The 15,501-nt window shown below is 63.8% G+C and carries 13 protein-coding genes; 7 read left to right on the top strand and 6 right to left on the bottom strand.

Annotated elements, in window-relative coordinates:
• Positions 1 to 269 precede the first annotated feature (269 nt).
• Positions 270 to 554, bottom strand: a complete 285-nt coding sequence (locus IP69_RS21640) for a hypothetical protein (protein WP_156323210.1) — start codon at positions 552 to 554, stop codon at positions 270 to 272.
• 89 nt (positions 555 to 643) lie between these two features.
• The gene (locus IP69_RS00055; protein ID WP_054140769.1) at positions 644 to 865 is read right to left on the bottom strand and encodes a hypothetical protein; all 222 of its coding nucleotides are present in this window, start codon (positions 863 to 865) and stop codon (positions 644 to 646) included.
• Positions 866 to 924: 59 nt separating this feature from the next.
• On the opposite strand from IP69_RS00055, the gene IP69_RS00050 reads away from it, so the two are divergent.
• The 3 genes from IP69_RS00050 (at position 925) to IP69_RS21635 (ending at position 2,570) form a co-directional block, all read left to right on the top strand.
• Positions 925 to 1,179, top strand: a complete 255-nt coding sequence (locus IP69_RS00050) for a hypothetical protein (protein WP_054140768.1) — start codon at positions 925 to 927, stop codon at positions 1,177 to 1,179.
• A 182-nt stretch (positions 1,180 to 1,361) separates the two neighbouring features.
• The gene (locus IP69_RS21245) at positions 1,362 to 1,832 is read left to right on the top strand and encodes a BLUF domain-containing protein (RefSeq protein WP_082358676.1); all 471 of its coding nucleotides are present in this window, start codon (positions 1,362 to 1,364) and stop codon (positions 1,830 to 1,832) included.
• 516 nt (positions 1,833 to 2,348) lie between these two features.
• The gene (locus IP69_RS21635; RefSeq protein WP_156323209.1) at positions 2,349 to 2,570 is read left to right on the top strand and encodes a hypothetical protein; all 222 of its coding nucleotides are present in this window, start codon (positions 2,349 to 2,351) and stop codon (positions 2,568 to 2,570) included.
• 308 nt (positions 2,571 to 2,878) lie between these two features.
• Here the strand turns inward: IP69_RS21635 and htpG are convergent, their stop codons facing one another.
• The 4 genes from htpG to IP69_RS00025 all read right to left on the bottom strand — a co-directional run bounded on the left by htpG (position 2,879) and on the right by IP69_RS00025 (position 9,577).
• Positions 2,879 to 4,750 carry a molecular chaperone HtpG gene (htpG, locus tag IP69_RS00040; RefSeq protein WP_054140766.1) on the bottom strand — a complete coding sequence of 624 codons (1,872 nt, stop codon included), beginning with the start codon at positions 4,748 to 4,750 and terminating at the stop codon, positions 2,879 to 2,881.
• 449 nt (positions 4,751 to 5,199) lie between these two features.
• Positions 5,200 to 6,981, bottom strand: a complete 1,782-nt coding sequence (locus IP69_RS00035; protein ID WP_054140765.1) for a methyl-accepting chemotaxis protein — start codon at positions 6,979 to 6,981, stop codon at positions 5,200 to 5,202.
• A gap of 578 nt (positions 6,982 to 7,559) precedes the next feature.
• Positions 7,560 to 8,531, bottom strand: coding sequence for an NAD(P)H-binding protein (locus tag IP69_RS00030; RefSeq protein WP_054140811.1), 972 nt, complete (start codon positions 8,529 to 8,531; stop codon positions 7,560 to 7,562).
• Positions 8,532 to 8,545: 14 nt separating this feature from the next.
• Entirely contained in the window at positions 8,546 to 9,577 is a 1,032-nt protein-coding gene (locus IP69_RS00025) for a LacI family DNA-binding transcriptional regulator (RefSeq protein ID WP_054140764.1), read from the bottom strand.
• 286 nt (positions 9,578 to 9,863) lie between these two features.
• Here IP69_RS00025 and IP69_RS00020 point away from each other — a divergent pair, with 286 nt between their 5' ends.
• From IP69_RS00020 to IP69_RS00005, 4 genes are all read left to right on the top strand, one after another.
• Positions 9,864 to 10,892 carry a TRAP transporter substrate-binding protein gene (locus tag IP69_RS00020; RefSeq protein ID WP_054140763.1) on the top strand — a complete coding sequence of 343 codons (1,029 nt, stop codon included), beginning with the start codon at positions 9,864 to 9,866 and terminating at the stop codon, positions 10,890 to 10,892.
• A 97-nt stretch (positions 10,893 to 10,989) separates the two neighbouring features.
• Positions 10,990 to 12,834 (top strand): TRAP transporter large permease subunit, encoded by a 1,845-nt coding sequence (locus IP69_RS00015; RefSeq protein WP_082358674.1) that lies wholly within the window; start codon positions 10,990 to 10,992, stop codon positions 12,832 to 12,834.
• A 17-nt stretch (positions 12,835 to 12,851) separates the two neighbouring features.
• Entirely contained in the window at positions 12,852 to 13,883 is a 1,032-nt protein-coding gene (locus IP69_RS00010; protein WP_054140762.1) for a Gfo/Idh/MocA family oxidoreductase, read from the top strand.
• Between the two features lie 11 nt (positions 13,884 to 13,894).
• Positions 13,895 to 14,914, top strand: coding sequence for a Gfo/Idh/MocA family oxidoreductase (locus IP69_RS00005; protein ID WP_054140761.1), 1,020 nt, complete (start codon positions 13,895 to 13,897; stop codon positions 14,912 to 14,914).
• The last annotated feature ends 587 nt before the right edge of the window (positions 14,915 to 15,501 follow it).

The following is a 15,501-nucleotide window of genomic DNA, read 5'->3' as shown; positions in this document are numbered from 1 at the left end:
ACGTATGTTCGCTCTAGAATCGAGACTACTCGCCCGCCGAAGGGCTCGGAAAGGCGCCGTTGTGCTTTCCGCTCGCATGTTGATCCGTGATCACGGACAAGGCGCATATGTTGCTGCTCGGAAGAATGCAGCCCAAGCCCTTACTGAAAACAACAACAGCGCGTTCCTCTTTTGGGGCGCTGTAGCGCGCGAAGTTGCGGGGCAGACGGGCGAAATAATTGGCGGCAAGCACGGACAGCCTTGAAGCGAACTAGGCTGAAACCCAGACATCAGTCATCATAAGTGCCGACGCGGCGGCGCGCTGGATCCGGTTCGGCCGGTAGAATGTCCGTCTTGCCACCCTCGATCAAGGTCAGACCCGTCGCAGATGGCGGGACGTCAGGTGGCCGAGTCGAATTGAGATCGGGCATATAGGCCCCGCATCGAAACCCGTATTTCTGCTGCGTCCGCGACTTGCTGTTCTGATCCCACGGGCAGCCGGACATAAAGGCGTGCAGCACCACGCGGACCGGCACACGATGGCCGTAGCGTGCTGCCAGCGCGGCCAGACGCACCTCGGCGCTCCTTGGGCAGACATGGCACCGCAGCCGCACGATCACCCAGGGATAACGGACTAAGGGTGTTCGGAGATCCGGCGGCTTGCTCACTGTTCATCAACGAAGTCCGCCGGCCGGGCGCCATGCGAGAACAGGCCGCGCAGGTATCCCCGGGACACCGACCGATCAGCATCCGTCATCAGCACGGTCATGTCATGCAGAAGGGCGCGGATCGCGGCCCGCTCGCTGCCATGTTCAGCAATCAGATCGTCGATCTCGCATTCGATCTCAGTCCCAAGATCGACGTCTGCGTGCCGGGCTGCTGTCATCGGTTGCGCTCCCTCAAATGAGAACGTAATGAGAATATACGGACCCCGGGAGTCAAGCCATGGCCAGCGTCGAAACCTATTTTCTGCAGCCCTTCAAAACGCACCGCAAGCGCCTGGTCCCAGGCCAGCGCACCTTGGCACGGACGAAGCATCACGCATTGCTGGATGGCGAAAGGGTCGGACGAACGGCAGAGGGCCTCGCGGTCATTCACGTCACAGCAGATGACGAGACCGGTGAGGTCAGTGCGCTTGCTGTGCTGGCGCGGCACGGACTGATCCCAGAAGAGTTCGAGGAGCAGATCCGCGCAATGTAAAGCACAAGCGCGGGACCGAACGATTCGCTAATGTCGGTCACAACGCAATTAACCGAATTCGTTGTGCAAGGCTTCATGCCTGCCTAGCACGGCGACCAGTCCAGTTCCAAAGTGAGGTGGTTGCGCTATCCTGCTGCTCAGTCACCAGTCGACACCGCCTAAGAGTTCTGGAGGGCCCATTCATGTTCGACGAATACGGTTTGCAACGTGTGGTTGAGTTGGACGATGCCCCACTGCCAACGCTTTGTCATTTCGTCTACTGCAGCCGTGCCGCCGACGGCGTTGACGGCGCCGAGGTCGATCGCATCGTTGAGGCTGCCAAACGCAGCAATCGCGCGTGTGGCATCACTGGCGTGCTGGTTTTTGGAGCTGGCGTCTTCTTCCAATGGATTGAGGGGCCGCCCGCCCAGATCGAGCATTTGATCGCGAGCCTGCATAGCGATCCACGCCATTACGATATTGTCTCGCTTAGCCAAAGTGAAGAAAAGCGCGAGCGATTGTATCCGAACTGGGAAATGGAGAGGGTCGAGGCGGATGACATTCGCGTGGTGCTGAAGGACGCGCTCGACAGCGTCGAAGACGAGAACAATGCGGCGGCACTGAAGCGTATTCTTGATCACTTCGATTCTAGGCCACTGCTTTCGCCTTGGTGAAAACTGCTCGCGGTGCGATCGACGGCCGACCATCGGGTTAACGACTGCGATCATTTGCTCGACGCAATTAGCCGTCAGCCTTCGATAGCAGCTTCGAGGTCAAGCCGGTTAAGCCGGACAGCCGTAAGACGCCATCGTCAAATGCCTGCTGGGGATCGGTGAGGCGCTGGTCGGCACCAAGCCCGTGCGGCCGAGCCCCGTCAGCAGTTTCCATGATCGCGACCTGGGTCAGGCTGGTTATGGCCGCTTGAACTCGGCGCGCTTCGTCGAGGCCGAAGTGGCGCGCTTCAAGAAGCCGACCAGGCGTTTCGACCGCTACTTCAGCGAGACCAGCGACGGCTCGACTGAGGTATAGAAACAAACACGTCAACAGAGCTTTGGCATCCGTAACGTTCTGGGATCAGTATCGACGATGTTAGAGCGTCAGAGTATCTAAATTGTGGAGTTAAGCACTCTTATTAGTCTAAATATCAAATGTTGATTTATGCAGACCCATTGTCGTTGTAATGGGGCGGCATGACCGAACTGCCACCAAAATCTGCGGCCGCAGAACGTGCCTGGATCACTGTCGTTCAGATTTCGGCGGGAATAATCATCCGCGACCACGGTGATGATGCTTACGGTCAAGCCCGGCAATTGGCTCAGCAGGCACAACTCGAACGAAACGATCTCGCAGTCCGGCTGTGGAACGCGGTCGCAGATGAGATTGCCAAGCGTAGAGCACCAAAACTACAATGACGAGGCTTGTTAACGGCTGGTTGAATCCGGTCCCGTTCAGTTGCGCGCGGAGTTTTGATCTATGGTCAATCCCAGAGTCGCCGTCGCCATCGAGGCTGCTGCGCGAGCACTGCACGAGGCGGTGCGTCGTCCAGAGCAATTGGGTTGGGACGCTATGGGCGAAACGTGGCGTAACGAACTGCGCCGCTACATTCAGCCAAGTGTCGAAGCTGCCCTGAGGGCCTCCGACACGTATTTGGCAAACCCACGCCCGCGACATTACGCAACCAAGCGACCGCGTGTTCCATCAATCCGTGCGTAACGCGAACTCAGCGAACGGCCTTGGCAATGAGGCGACCAAGACGTTCCGAGAATGATCTGGCGTCGCCCGGACGCTCTCCGTCTAGGATACGCGCCTCGTCTAGCAGGAGATGAGCAAGGTCGTCGCGTAGAAGCTCATCCTGCAGCCCGGCCAGGCCGACGATAAGAGGATGCTGCCCATTGATCTCAAGGATGGGTTTGGTCGTGTCATCAATCCTGCCAGCGGCAGACAGCAGCTTTTCAAATTGACGGTCGGGGCCGGTATCAGGGGCTACCAGACAGACTGCGCTTTCGGTGAGACGATCGGACGCGCGCACGTCCGCGACCTCATCGGCGAGTGTCAGCTTCATCGCTTCGAGCAAGGTCGCCACCTCTGGGGTGCTCTCGGCCCGTGGGGTCGCCTCGCCGTTGAGAAGCGGGATCAGCCCAAGATCCGCCGCGCCCTGTGTGACCGATTTGAACGGCTTGCCTTCATAATCTGGTGCGCTTGACACCCAGAAGCCATCGACCGGATCACTCAGGAGAAGCACCTCGATGCCGCGCGCGCGAAACCCTTCGAGCTGCGGCGATGTCGCGATGCGCGCGGGGTCGTCGCCGACGATGTAGTAGATCGCAGTCTGGTTCTCCCTCAGGGCGACGACATAGTCCTTGAGGCTGCGCAGCCCGCCCGTCGTCGTGGTAGCAAACCGCGCCAGGGTCAGCAGCTGCTCGCGGCGCTCGTAATCCTCGTAGAGGCCCTCTTTGATGACCGGGCCGAAATTCGCCCAGATCTCGCCGAAGGCATCGGCATCGGTCTCGGCCATCTTGCCGAGATCGGCTAGGATGCGGTTGGTCACGCCCTTCCGGATCGCCGCCAGGAGCGGGCTGTCCTGGATCATCTCGCGAGAGACGTTGAGCGGCAGGTCGGCGGTGTCGACCAGCCCGCGGACAAAACGCAAATAGCGCGGCAGAAGCTCCGCTTCGTCGGTGATGAAGACCCGCTTCACATAGAGTTTCATGCGCCCCTTGCGATCGGCGTCGAGCAGATCGAAGGGCTTGGATCCGGGCACGAAGGCCAGCGTCGTGTATTCGTGACGCCCCTCGGCGCGAAAATGGATCGTCGCTGCCGGCTCGTCGTATTGTGCAGCCACGCTGCGGTAGAAATCCGCATAGTCCTCGGGCCTGATCTCGCTCTTGGGCTTGGTCCAGAGCGCCGCCCCGTCGGCTAGCGACGTCGGCTCTGCGCCCGGCTTCTCGACCAGATAGATCGGCACCGGGACGTGGCCGGACTGCGCTTTGACGATGCGTTCCAGCGTCCAGCGCTCCGCATATGTCTTCGCATTGTCCAGAAGAGTGAGCACGACCCTGGTGCCCCGCTCCGGAGCATCCTCGATAGCGGCAGGCGCTACTGAGAACTCTCCCTTGCCATTAGAGGTCCAATGCCAGGCTTCGCCGCTACCCGCGCGCCTGCTGACGACATCGACCTCGGCAGCAACCATGAAAGCCGAATAAAAGCCCACGCCGAACTGACCGATAAGCTGGGCGCCGTCTTTGCCCTTGGCCGCTTCGACCTGCTCCATGAACGCGCGCGTGCCCGAGCGAGCAATCGTGCCCAGGGCCTCAATCAGTTCATCGCGGCTCATGCCGATGCCGTTATCGGAGATCGTGAGCTTGCCTGCCTCCGGATCGGCCGTAACGGTGATGGCGAGCTTGCCAGTGTCACCGATCAGCGTCGGCGTTGCGATGGATTCATAGCGAAGCTTCTCGCAGGCATCGGCGGCGTTGGAGATCAATTCCCGGAGGAAGACGTCCCGGTCCGAATAGACCGAATGCACCATCATGTGCAGGAGACGCGAAACATCGGCTTCGAAGGTGCGGCTTTCTGTGGTCGCGTTCGTCATAGCAGCTCTCGAACCTCACGATTGATGGCGCCGATTTGGACGCATCATCATCGGTTTTCAAGAGACAATGACGGAAGGCGGCTCGGTCACATGTCGAGCAAGTGGCGCGGTCGTGCCGAGCCGACTTGTGATCGGATTTCACGCGCGTTCTCGAAGCGCAAGTTTTTGGGAATATGAGACTATTTTGGATGCGGTTGCGGCGTAAGCCCAGCTTCGGAGGGACCTGCTCCCTCCGGAAACTGCCTGGGAGAGGCAACGCTCCCACGACGCTCTTATTGAGACTGCACGATTGGACCAGTCCGAACCGACGGGTGCGTAAAGCTGCAAGCCAATTGGAGAGGCCACAACGCAAGATGCGCCGCCAATGGGGGACGGCGCATTGCGTCAGGATGCTTGTGGGCCGAACGGTTGCACTCGGGCCCCGTGTCGGTGGTTCAGCCCCGGCTCGCTCAGAATTCTTCCCAACCGGAATTGCCGGCGCGGTTGTTGGCGACCTTCTTGGCGGGTGCGGCGGGCGCCGCGCGGGGCGCAAAAGCAGCGACGCGCTTCGCGGGAGCCTTCGCGGTGAAGGCCGCCTGCGCGAGCTGGAGCAAGCGCGCGGGCTCGGATGAAGAGCGGGGGGCGATGTGGCTGGCTGCGTGAGCGCCATCCGTCCCGGTCTTGAAGGCCGCGACGAGGTCGTTGAGCTCGGCGATGCGTGAGGAGAGCGAGCCGGCGGACGCGGCGCTTTGCTCGGCGAGTGCGGCGTTCTGTTGCGTCATCTCGTCGAGATGGGCAACGGCCTGGCTCATCTCGTCTATACCGCTAGCCTGCTCGCCCGATGCCGCAGAGATCTCGGCAATAGTCGCTGCGACCCGCTGCGAGGCCGAAAGGATCTGGTTAAGTTGCTCGCCCGCTTGGCGCACCAGCTTCACGCCCTCAACGACTTCGCCGTTCGAGGAGGAGATCAGCGCCGAGATGTCCTTGGCCGCATCGCTAGAACGCTGCGCCAAGGTTCGCACCTCGGAAGCGACGACGGCGAAGCCCTTGCCTGCATCACCGGCACGCGCTGCCTCTACGGCCGCGTTCAAAGCCAGCAGGTTGGTCTGGAAAGCGATATCGTCGATGACGCGGATGATGTCGGATATCCTACTCGAAGCGGTCTCGATGCGGGCCATCGCGTCGACCGCCTGGCCGGCAATCGCGCCCCCGCTCTCTGCCGTTTGCATCGCCTCCTGGGCGACGGCTGACGCTTGGCGCGAGGTCTGAGCGGTGGCTTTGACGGAGGCCGCGAGTTGCTCGGTCGTCGCTGCCGTCTCCTCCAAGCTCGAAGCCTGATCCTCTGTGCGCTTGGAAAGGTCGTCAGCGCCGCTATTGATCTCGATGCCAAAGCTTCGGATAGAGCCAGCAGCAGTGGCAATGCCCGATACCACAGTGTCGAGCTGTGAGATTGAACTGTTAAAGTCGGCACGCAGCTTTTCGTAGTCGGATGGGAAAGCCACGTTGATCCGGTGGGTCAAATTGCCTTTCGCGAGTTCCTCAAGGCCCTTTGCAAGTCCGGCGACGACAGCTTCGCGATCGCCATCAATCGTTGTTTGCAGTGCTTCACTGTCGCGGGCCGACCGAGCCTGAGCCTCGCGTGCATCATCCGCCTGTTGCAGTGCGCTTTCGGCTTCACGCTGGGCCTGTGCCGCGTCCTGCACCGCGACCTCCGCCTGGCTGAGCGCGCTGGCTGAGGCCGCAAGCGTCCGCACGATCGTCTGCGCAGCCCAGGCCAAGGTCGCAGCCTCGATGACCAAGATAACGGCGTGGAGGACAACCCGGCCGAGATTCGTGGCCCCCGAAAAAATGGCTGATGGGAGGAATAGAGAAAGCATGACGTGGTGGACAGCGACCACAACGGTTGCAGCGACGATGGCTCGCCAGTCACAGAATACGATTAGCATAGCGAGCGCGGCGAAATAGGCCATGTGCATGTCGGTCTGCCAAGCATGCCCGTCGAGCGCCGCTACGAGCAGCGAAATAGTGACCATTAAGCAGACGCTGAGCGTCATGCGAATACCGCCTGCACCGCGGCTCAGCCGCCAGCAAATGGTCGCTACGGCTGCCAGCAGCAGCGCTGCAACCGACAGGCCAATGACGCTGTTGTCGCTGATAATAGCTGCAACCGATACCATCGGCACGATCAACCAGATCGCTCCCATGACGAGCTGTTCGCCGAGCCGGCGGATAGATGAGATCGTCATGGTCATTGAGTTACCTGGTGAAACAGCCGGAGATGCCAAGGGGATCGAAATTAAAGAGAGAGCCTGAGGCCGTAAGACGGGCCGCAACGTCGCTGCTGTCTGACCGAACCACGACAATGAACGGAAGCGTTCCGAGACGAACGATCGATCCGGCGGCTCCGGCCGCAGCGACGACGTCTCGGGACGTCCACCAAGGCGGAAAAACTCCAGCGATAGAGCGCAATTCACTCAAATCGGCCGATAACATCGGCAATACAGCCGTGGAGATTGCCAGAATCGACAGACCAGGCAACCATTCGCGAACGCTCATCGCCTCTTCCCTAAGGTCACAAAGCTAAGAGCTATCGCTGGCTGGTTAACAAATGGATCCTCGCGTGAAAAAGCCCGCCGGTCAGGGCGGGCTGGTGAGGATCGGATAGAAGACGACGACCCGCCGCCGAGCCGCGAAGGGTTGGAAAATTGTCGCGCTGATCAGGCTGACCGGGTTTGCCTTAGCATTGTCGTGGGTTCGCGGCTGGCGGCCGTGTCACATGGGGGAATCCGTTCCGGCCGCAAGCGCGCTCCAGCACCGTCCCAAGGCGCGATCAAAAGACGGCATGGTCGCCGCGATCAGGCACGGCCGCGCCACCGACGACCGAGCGGTAGAAATCGAACAGGGTTTGCGTGCCTGTCGATGGCGTCCCCGCTGCATCATACAGGCCGGTCCGGGGGTCGATCACCAGCATGGATTCGGTGGCATAATAGCGACCGATTCGCGCCAGCTCGGCTTTGTCGGCAAGCGACGGCACGATGGTGCCTAGGGCGCCCAGGCCGGCGATGGCGATGTCGAGTAGGGCCACGGGCGCGGAGCGGAATTTCGGCGGGCTCCCGAGCAGCGCAAACAAAGCTTCGCCCTGCTGGCGGGGGGTGATTGCGTCGCCCGGTCCGCCGATCGGCAGGATGCGGTTCCACCGGCTTTCGTCTTCGAGGCAGCCGGCGAGAAAATCGGCAAGATCGCCGTCGCTGATCGGCTTGCAGGCGGTCAAGGTGCCGTCACCGAATATCAGGAAAGGCCGGCCCTGGCGGACGCGCTCGATCTGTCCCGACAGCGACTTGAAGAATGCGGTCGGCCTCACGATCGAATAGCGCAGGTCCGAGCCGATCAGGGCCGCCTCGAACGCCAGCTTGGCCTGCTGAAAGGCGAGCCTTGGCTTCTGCACGCAGATCGCCGAGAGCAGCACGAAGTGCTGGACACCGGCCCGCTGGGCCGCCTCCAGCACGGTGAGATGGGCACGGTGATCGATGGCCCAGGCGTCCCTGGGCGTGCCGGTGCGCGAGGCCATGCAGGACACCACCGCGTCGAAGGGCTCGCCAGTAAACCCGTCCCTGGCCAGCGCCACGGGATCGCCGACATCCACAACCTTGATGATGGCCCCTTCCAGATCGCCGGCGTCCGCCTGTCGCGATTGCGCCTTTGCGCTGTCCGTCGGGGCCCGCGTGAAACAGACCACCTCATATCCGCGCCGGATCAGGGCGCGGGTCGTCGCGCGGCCGATGGTTCCGGTGGCGCCCAGCAGGCAGACGCGCCGCCTCATGCGGGTTCGAGCGCGTGGTGCGGCGCGGCCGTCGAGCCGCGCTGTAGAAGGCTCGGTTTTAGCGTGACCCGACAGGGGCGCTCGGTGGTCCAGTCCGGGCTCGCCCGTCGAAACAGGAAATCCGTCGAGGTCAGCGCCAGCTCGCGCACCGGCAGCGCGATGGTGGTCAAGCCGTCGCCGCACCAGCGCAGGGTCGGGCTGTCGCTGAAGCCAATGAAGGATAATTCCCCGGGAATCGCGACGCCGGCCGCGCGCGCACAATCATAGGCGCCGATGCTCATGCGCGCGCCGGCAGTGACGACGGCGGTCGGCCGTCTCGGCTGCGCCAGGATATCCTGCATCGCCGCAAAACCGAACTCGGTGTCGCAGCTGCCGGCCTTGACGAGCCGCTCGTCGATGCTGATCCCAGCCTCGTTCAAGGTCCGGCGAAAGCCCTCGAGGCGGTCGCGCCCGGTCGAGATCGCCACGGTCGAGCCGATATAGGCGATGCGCCGGTGTCCGAGATCGATCAGGTGGCGAGCCGCCAGGCGCATGGCCTCGCCATCCTCGATGCCGAACCAGTCCGACTCCACCCGCTCGCAGTTGCGCACGAACTGGACATGAGGCGTTGAGCGCATCAGGCGCAGCGTCTCCTGTGCCGGCGTTACACTGGGAATGATGATGAAGCCAAGCGCCCGGGCCGCGCGCAGATTGCGCAGATGCTCGAGTTCCAGCTCGGGATCGTCGTCGGTGACCGCGAGCACGAGCTGGTGGCCGCGCTCCTGGCAGCAATCGGCGATCGCCTTGGCTGCGGTGGAATAGAAATCGTTGCGGATGTCGGGGACGATCAGCCCGACGGTCGAGCTTGTGCCGCTGCGCATCGCTCTCGCCGCGTGATCGACGACATAGCCGAGGCGCTCAGAGGCCGACACGACGCGGGCGCGCGTCTCGCGGCTGATCCGGGGCGAGTCCGCCAGGGATCGCGCAACGGTGGAAACCGACAGCTGCAGCTCGGCCGCGATGTCCTTCATCGTCGGAGGCCGCTTCATCTGTTGATCCGGCACGCTTTGCGCAATCGATTGCGCATCATTTCTACAATCCTGTCAGCGTAACGATTGGACTGTGACGGTTTACAGTGACAACGATTGCACATAGCTTTCCAAGTCAAGGAGGTTTCGTCCGGCGTTTTTTGCCTAACCGGGGCAGCCTAGCCGGGAGAGTGTTCGCGACCTCGCGGCGCGATGCAAGACCATACCACCAGACCCAAACGGGCCAACACCCGATCAAGGCCGGAGCATGCCGGCCGCTCACAACGATATCAGGAGAGGAACCGCCATGGATTCATCGTCAGAACGTGCTTTCACGCGCCGCCGCGTCGTCGGTCTCGGGCTTGCGGCGATCGCCGCGCCGACCGTGCTGACTTCCGCGCGAGCCCAGCAGAAATTCACCTGCCGCATCGCCCACACCGAAGGCATCGGCACGCCGATCACGCTCGGCTTCGAGAAGTGGACGGGCATCCTGCGTGAGCGCAGCGGCGGTCGCATCGATGCGCAACACTTCCCAGCCGCCCAGCTCGGTGGGCTGGCGCAGGCGCTCGAGGGCAGCCGCATCGGCACCATCCAGGTCACCACCGCCGGCCCCGACAGCGAGGAGGCGATCGCGCCTGAGATCGCCGCCTTCGGTGGCGCGCCGGGCTTCATCTACAAGGACGAGGCCCATGTCGACCGCGTGCTGCAGGGGCCGCTGGGGCAAGAGGTCTCCGACATAGCTCGCAAGAAGACGGGGGTGGAGTTCGTCGCCTATGGCGAGACCGGCTTCCGCCACATCCTCTCCAAGCGGCCGGTGAACTCGCTGGAGACGCTAAAGGGGTTGAAGATCCGGGTGCCAGAGCTGCGGATCTGGGTCGATTTCTGGAAGACGCTCGGCGCCAACCCGACCCCCCTGCCGTATTCAGAGCAGTATTCGGCGCTTTCGACCGGCGTCATCGACGGCCTCGATTCGGATTACTTCTCCATCCTCGGCTTCAAATGGCACGAGCAGGCTAAGGAGGTAACCCCGACGGCCCACTGGTTCCTGCCCAAGGCCGTGCGCGTCAATGCGCGCTGGCTGGACAGCCTGCCGGCCGATCTGCGCGACATGGTGCGCGCCTCCGCCAAGGAGGTCTTTGCCGAGCAGCGGGCGACGAACCGGGCCAATGCCGACAAGGCGCTGGCCGACCTCGAAAAGCTCGGCTGCAAGGTCAACCGTGTCAGCGAGGCCGAGCGGGCAAAATGGGCCGAGATGACCGCGCCGCTCTTCGACCAGTTCGGGTCCAAGAGCCCAGAAACCAAGGCGATGATCGAGAAGATCCGCAAGCTAGCCTGAGTCGGTTCGGCGACGCCTTGCGCCGGCCCTTGTCATAGGGCCGGCGTCCCCCCTGCTGAGCGAGCGATAGCCGACCATGGTTGACCAGGCCCCGACGATGACGTCCCGAGTCCCTGATGCGTCCATCCGCCTCCTGCTCGGCTTCGACAGGGCGTTCGAGGCGCTCTGCGTGGCGCTGATGCTGGGCTCGGCGGCGGTCGCGGTGCTGCAGGTGGTCTGCCGGTATGGGTTCGACGCCGCCTTGCCCTGGCCGGAAGAGGTCTCGATCTGGCTGTTCACCTGGGCGGTGTTCCTGGGGATGGCGCTCGCCGTCGGCCGGCATGCTCATATCGCCATCGACCTCGTCAGCCGCTACCTGCCGGCGCCGCTGCAGCGCCTCCATGCCGGGTTCGTCGCGGCGATGATCGCGGCCACTAGCATCATGATGATCGTTCACGGCATCGACTTCGCCGGGCGCGCCATCCAGGTTTCGCCGGCGATGCAGTGGCCGCTCTCCTATCTGTTCATCGCGATCGCCGTCGGGGGCGCATTGAACCTCGTCTATCTGATCCGCCCGGCCGGGGGGCTGCCGCAGCTTGCGGGCCTGGTCTCGGTCGTGGCCGGCGGTGCGATCTATCTGGCGGTCCGCCATGGCGCGGCACTGGTCTGGCAGGAGGCCGGCAGCCCCACCGCGTTGATGCTGGTGGCGGGCCTGCTCGTGCTGTTCGAGGTGCCGATCGCCTTCGCGCTGGCCTTCGGGGCCTTCGCCGCCTTCGCGCCGCTGGGCGACATCATGCTGGTGATCGTGCCGCAGAACATGGCGTCCTCGCTGAATTCCTTCACGCTCCTGGCGATCCCGTTCTTCATCATGGCGGCGGCGGTGATGAATGTCGGGGGCATCACCACGCGGCTGGTCGCCCTGGCCACGAGCCTTGTCGGGCATTTCCGCGGCGGGCTCGGACAGGCCAATGTCGTCACCAACACTCTGCTCGCGGGCGTCTCCGGCTCCTCCACCGCCGATGCCTCCGCCATCGCCAAGCTGATGGTGCCGGAGATGGAGAAGCACGGCTATCCCCGCGCTTTCAGCTGCGCCCTGACGAGTGCCTCCTCGACGCTGGCGAACCTCATTCCCCCCAGCTTGGGACTGATCATCTATGCGGCGCTGGCCTCTGTTTCGGTCGGCGCGCTGTTCGTCGCCACGATCATTCCGGGGTTGATGGCGGCAACAGCGCTGATCCTTGTCGTCTATGTCGTCTCGCGGGTGAAGGGTTATGGCGGCGCCATCGCTCCCGCCTCCTGGGGGGCACGCGGTCGTGCACTGGCGACGGCGATCCCGGCGCTGCTGCTGCCGCTGCTGATCGTCGGCGGCGTGCGGTTCGGCGTCTTCACCGCCACCGAGGCCGGCGCCATCGCGCTGGTCTACGCCATTCTCTGCGGCGTGCTGTTCTATCGCTGCCTCAGCGGCCGCGGCTTCTACGACGCGGCCCGCGAATCCACGTTCGACACGGTGTCGATCGTCGTCATCATCGCCGCTGCCTCGCCCTTCGCCTGGGTGCTGGCCGCCGAGCAGGTGCCGCAGAAAATCGCGGCCGCGATGAGCGCCTATACCGACAACCCCATCGTCCTGCTGCTGCTGATCAACTTGCTGCTGCTGGTGGTCGGGCTGTTCATGGAGATGATCGCGGCCATGGTCATCCTGGTGCCGATCCTGGTGCCGCTCGTCGTGTCAGCGGGTGTCGACCCGGTCCAGTTCGGCATCGTGCTGGTCATGAACCTCGTCATCGGCGCGCTGACGCCCCCACTTGGCGTGCTGGTCTTCACTACGGCCCGCGTCGGCAAGGCCAATGTGGTCGAGGTCTTCCGGGCGATCCTGCCCTTCATCCTGGCGCTGGTGATCGTGCTGATGTTGGTGACCTATGTGCCCTCGCTGACGCTGGCGCCGCTGCGCTGGCTCGGCCCCTGAACCGCGGAGTTGAGAGCATGAGCAGGCTGCGCATCGGGATCGTCGGGCTCGGCATGGCCGTGACGCCCCATGCCCGGGGCCTCCTCGATCTGCAGGAGCAGGTCGAGGTCGTCGGCGCCTACAGCCCGAGCGCCGAACGGCGCGCGGCCTTCGGTGCGCGCTTTCCCTTTCCGCTTGGCGACGATCTCGACGCCCTGCTGGCGGACGACACCGTCGAGGCGATGCTGGTGCTGACGCCGGCCAACACCCATCTCGACATCGCCCGGCGCTGCGCCCAGGCCGGCAAGCACATCCTGCTGGAAAAGCCGCTCGACATCACTACCGCCCGGTCGCAGGAGCTGGTCGCGACCTGCCGCGCCGCCGGGGTGACGCTCGGCATCGTGCTGCAGCATCGCTTCAAGCCGGCGGCGATGGCGCTGGCGGAGCATCTCACTTCCGGCCGCATGGGCGAGATCGTCGGCTGCTCGACGGTGATCCGGCTCTGGCGGCCGCAATCCTATTACGACGAGCCCGGCCGCGGCAGTTTCGCGCGCGACGGCGGCGGCGTGCTGCTCTCGCAGGGCATCCACACGCTCGACCTGATGCTGAGCCTCGCCGGCCCCATCACCGAAGTCGGCGGCTACGCCCTGACCAGCCCGGTCCACGCGATGGAGACCGAGGATATGGTCTGCGCGGCCGTGCGCTTCGCCAATGGCGCGGTCGGGACCATCGATGCGACGACGGCGGCCTATCCCGGCTTCCCCGAGCGGATCGAGCTGATTTGCCGCCATGCGACGGCCTCGCTCGTCGGCACCGCGCTCGACATCGCCTGGCATGACGGCACGCGCACCACCGTCGAGGCCGACAGGAGCGCCGGTGGCACGGGCGCCGACCCGATGGCGTTCCCGCATGATTATCACCGGGCGGTGATGTCCGATTTCGCCGAGGCCCTGCGCCAGAAGCGTCCGCCCCGGATCAACGGCGAGGATGCACTGCAGGTCCACCGTCTGATCGACGCGCTGATCGCCGCCGGACAAAGCTCCGGCCGCGTCACTGTCGCGACGGGCTGAGGGCAGAAGACATGCTGCGTTTCGCCGCCATCGGCCTCGACCACCGGCACATCTACCACATGGTCGCCGAGCTGATCGCAGCCGGGGCGCAGTGCGTCGGCTACTGCCCGCAGACCTCCGATCCGCGTGTGCTCGACGGCTTCCGGGAGCGCTTTCCCGATTTGCGCCCGCTGGAGCGCGAGCGCCTGCTCGACGATCCCGCGATCGACATCATCTGCTGCGCGGCGATCCCGCGCGACCGGGCCGGCATCGCCCTGCGCGCCATGGCAAACGGCAAGGACGTGATGGTCGACAAGCCCGGGCTGACCACGCCCGAGCAGCTCTCCGCGGTCATGGAGTGTGTCGCGCGGACCGGGCGGATCTTTTCGATCTGCTTTTCAGAGCGCTTCATCGTGCGCGCCTCGGATATCGCCGCGAAGCTGGTGGCGGAGGGGGCCATCGGCGAAGTCGTCAACACCGTCGGCCTGGGACCGCACCGGCTGAACCGGGCGATCCGCCCGGCTTGGTTCTTCGATCGCGCTGCCTATGGCGGCATCCTGATCGACATCGCCTCGCACCAGATTGACCAGTTCCTGTTCTACACCGGCGCCACTGACGCACAGATCGTCGCCAGCAGCACGGCCAATCATGCGCTCCGCGATGTCCCCGACTTTTCCGATTTCGGAGAGATCCTGCTGCGCAGCGAGAAGGCCACCGGCTATATCCGCGTCGACTGGTTCACGCCCGACAGCCTGCCGACCTGGGGCGACGGGCGGCTGACATTGCTCGGCACCAGGGGTTTCATCGAGCTGCGCAAATATCTCGACATCGCCGGCCGCCCAGGGGCGGACCACGTTTTCCTCTCCAACCATCAAGGCACGCGCCATATTGACGCCAGCATCGAGCCGCTGACCTATTTCAGCAGGTTCCTGGCGGATGTCCTTGAGCGGACCCAGACGGCAGCAAGCCAGGATCATGTCTTCGCCGTAACCCGGCTTTCTCTCGAAGCCGAAGCCGCGGCCGCGCGCCTGACTCCGCCACCCAATTCCTAGCCATGTCCACAGGCTTCGCAGAAAAGGACCGCCCTCGCGGGCGCGGTGCTCTCCAACCTGACGCTCCCGGGCTTGCTCGGCGCGTCGTCAGTTCGTTGGCATCAAGCATAAGCGCAATCTTGACACAGGCCCCGCACACGCGATTGGAGCGAAATATGAGCATCTGATCTGCGCCGCACTGATCCTGACACCCCGTCCCTGACCACCCCGGGTTTATCCGGCATCCCGGCTCGCGAGCGCGCCGCTGTTGACTGGACGACATGCAACCGCTCGGTCGAGAAGAAGCCGGACTTCAGGCAGTTCATCAGGCGCGTTCGCCACTTCTATGAGACGGACGACCGTCAGCAGGGCTGGGCGCTGCGAGACCCGGGTGAACCGCTGCGCATGCGGACGATCGCCGCATCGTCGCGTGTGGCGCGGTCGTGCCGAACCGAGTTGAGATCGGACTTTCCGCGCTTCTTCTCAACGCAACCTGTTGTGGATATTGTGAGATTTCGGTAGCGCCCACGACGCAAACCCAGCTTCGGAGGGCAGCGCTCTATCCAGCTGAGCTACGGGCGCAATCCGTGCAAGGGCAATAGCCGATC

The sequence above is a fragment of the Allobosea sp. AAP35 genome, assembly GCF_001295925.1.
GTDB lineage: Bacteria > Pseudomonadota > Alphaproteobacteria > Rhizobiales > Beijerinckiaceae > Allobosea.
Note: the sequence above shows the minus strand (reverse complement) of the source record. Positions and strands in the feature narration are given on the sequence as shown.